The organism is Xylophilus ampelinus, from assembly GCF_003217575.1.
GTDB lineage: Bacteria > Pseudomonadota > Gammaproteobacteria > Burkholderiales > Burkholderiaceae_C > Xylophilus > Xylophilus ampelinus.
In genome coordinates this window covers 1-2,717 of sequence record NZ_QJTC01000051.1, presented here as the reverse complement: position 1 = coordinate 2,717, position 2,717 = coordinate 1, and the positions used below count along the sequence as shown (strand labels likewise).

3 protein-coding genes are annotated in these 2,717 nt (G+C 68.2%); all 3 read left to right on the top strand.

Annotated elements, in window-relative coordinates:
• Positions 1-651 (top strand): TRAP transporter substrate-binding protein DctP (dctP, locus tag DFQ15_RS16735; protein ID WP_199399908.1); only part of this gene is annotated, 651 nt, incomplete at its 5' end.
• Entirely contained in the window at positions 651-1,322 is a 672-nt protein-coding gene (locus DFQ15_RS16730; RefSeq protein WP_110467040.1) for a TRAP transporter small permease subunit, read from the top strand. The genes dctP and DFQ15_RS16730, both read left to right, overlap by 1 nt.
• The coding region (locus tag DFQ15_RS16725; RefSeq protein WP_110467039.1) for a TRAP transporter large permease at positions 1,319-2,717 on the top strand (1,399 nt) is incomplete at its 3' end. The genes DFQ15_RS16730 and DFQ15_RS16725, both read left to right, overlap by 4 nt.

Here is a 2,717-nt window from a genome sequence, read left to right as displayed (position 1 = left end):
GGCATCCGGCTGGTCGCCACCTATCCGTTCTCGGGCCAGATGCTGTTCTGCCGCAAGCCGGTGGCGAGCCTGGCCGACCTCAAGGGCCTGAAGGTCCGCACCAACGGCCCCTCGTCGGCCGACCTGATGAAGGCCATCGGCGCACAGCCGGTATCGCTTGCCTTCGGCGAGGTCTACACCGCGCTGGAGCGTGGCACCGTCGATTGCGGCATCACCGGCGCCGGCTCCGGCAACGGGGTGAAGTGGCCCGAGGTGACGACGCATCTCTACACCCTGCCGCTTTCGTGGTCGACCGCAGGCTACTTCGTCAACGTGGCCTGGTGGAACAAGCTCGACCCGACGGTGCGCGCCCAGTTCGAGAAGACGTTCGCCGAGGTGCAGGAAGCGCAGTGGACCCTGGGCCGGGAAGCGACCGACGACGGCGTGGCCTGCAACGTCGGCCGCGCGGCCGACTGCAAGCTGCATACCCTGGTCAAGAAGCCGATGATCGAAGGCAAGCCGACTGCCGAGACGGTGGCTTCCGTCCACAAGGTATTCGAGACCGACGTGCTGCCCGGCTGGGTCAAGCGCTGCGGCGACCGCTGCGGCACCATCTACAACGACGTGATCGCGCCGATCACCGGCATCAAGTACGTGGCCGCGGCCAAGTGATGTACCGCGCACTCGAATGGGTGAGCGCCAAGGCGATCACCATCGCCGGCTGGTGCTACCTGGCGATCACCGTGCTGATCTGCTTCGACATCGCGGCGCGGCGGCTGTGGGGCTTCTCGACCGAGGCCACCATAGAACTGTCGGGCTACCTGATGGCCGTAGGCATGAGCTGGGGCCTGGCCGGCACGTTGTTCGAGCGCGGGCATGTGCGCATCGACGTGCTCGTGCAAAAAATGCCGCTCGACGTGCGGGTCTGGCTGCACCTGGCCTCGCTGCTGGCGCTGCTCGCTGCCAGCGGCTTCTTCGCCTGGGGCGCGGTGGCCCTGGCGCTCGATTCGCAGGACATGGGCGCCACCGATCTCTCCACCCTGCGCATCCCCATGGTCGTGCCGCAGGGCCTGTGGGCCGCCGGCCTCGCGCTCATGCTCCTGGCCGTCGTCGCTCTCGGCGCCCGGGCGCTGCGGCAACTCGTGGCCGGTGACGCCGACGGCATGGACCGCATGCTCATGGCCCGCACCTACATCGACGAGGCCGCCGAAACGCTCGAAGCCGTGGCCGAGGCGCAGCAGGGCATGCAGCTGCCGCCCAGCGCCGGCGCCCCTTCCGCAGCCGCCACAGCCGCGAGCGCTGCGGCGCCCACCACCGAGAAAGCCGACAGGGGCACCCCGTGATCGCCATCATCTTCATCCTCGTCATGGGCGCCGTCGTCGGCGTCGCGACCCTTCTCGGCGCGCCCGGTGGCGCGGCCGCGGCCGCATCGGCGCAGGTTCCCTGGTGGGCGCTGGCGGCGGTGCTGCTCGCCTTCGTCGGCTTCTTCGCCGGCGGCATCTACGTGGGCGCGGCGCTGGCCGTGCTGTCGCTGCTGGCGGGCTTCGGCCTGTCCGAGCGGCCGTTCTGGAACTTCATCGGCGAAATGATCTGGGGCCCCTCGACCAACTTCGTGCTGGTGTCGGTGCCGCTCTTTTTGCTGATGGGCGAAATCATGCTGCGCGCCGGCCTCTCCGAGCGGCTCTACCGGGCGCTCAACATCTGGATGGGCCGGCTGCCGGGCGGGTTGCTGCACACCAACATCGTGGCCTGCGGCGTGTTCTCGGCCGTGGCCGGCTCCAGCGTCGCCACCGCGGCCACCATGGGATCGGTGGCGCTGCCGTACTTCGAGAAAAGCCACTACCCGCCCAAGCTGGTGCTGGGGTCGCTCGCCGCGGGCGGTGCGCTGGGCAACCTCATCCCGCCGGGCATCACCTTCATCATCTACGGCCTGATCACCGAAACCTCCGTGGGCGCGCTCTACCTGGCGGCCATCGGCCCCAGCATCCTGGTGGTGGCGCTCTTCACCGCGGTGATCCTGTACTACAGCTTCAAGCTGAAACTGCACGGAGACGCCGGCGGCGCGGGCATCACCTGGAAGCACCGCATCGCCAGCCTGTCGGACCTGGTGCCCACCGCGCTGTTGATCGGCCTGGTGCTGGGCACCATCTACGCCGGCTGGGCCACGCCCACCGAATCGGCCGCGCTCGGCGTCGCGGGCAGCCTGGTGCTGGCGGTGGCCGACCGCAAGCTGAGCTGGAAAATGCTGAGCGAGTCGATGCGCGCCACCGCCCGCACCACCTCGATGATCGCGTTGATCCTATTCGGCGCGTACTTCCTCAACTACATCCTGTCGTCGCTCGGCATTCCGCAGATGCTGGCCAAGTTCCTCACCGGGCTGCCGCTGCCGGGCTGGGCGGTCATGCTGGTGATCATCGGCTTCTACCTGGCGCTGGGCACCTTCATGGAAGGCATGTCGATGGTGATCACCACCATCCCGCTGCTGTTTCCCGTCGTCACCGCGCTCGGCTACGACCCGGTCTGGTTCGGCGTGGTCATCACCATGCTCGTCGAGATCGCGATGATCAGCCCGCCCGACGGCACCGTGCTCTACGTGCTGCAGGGCATGCGGCGCCAGCCCGGGCCGATCACCGACGTGTTCTCCGGCGTGCTGCCCTTCATGGGCGTCTACATGTTCGCCATCGTCGTGCTCATGGTGTTCCCGGCAATCGCGCTGTGGCTGCCGACTTATTTGATGT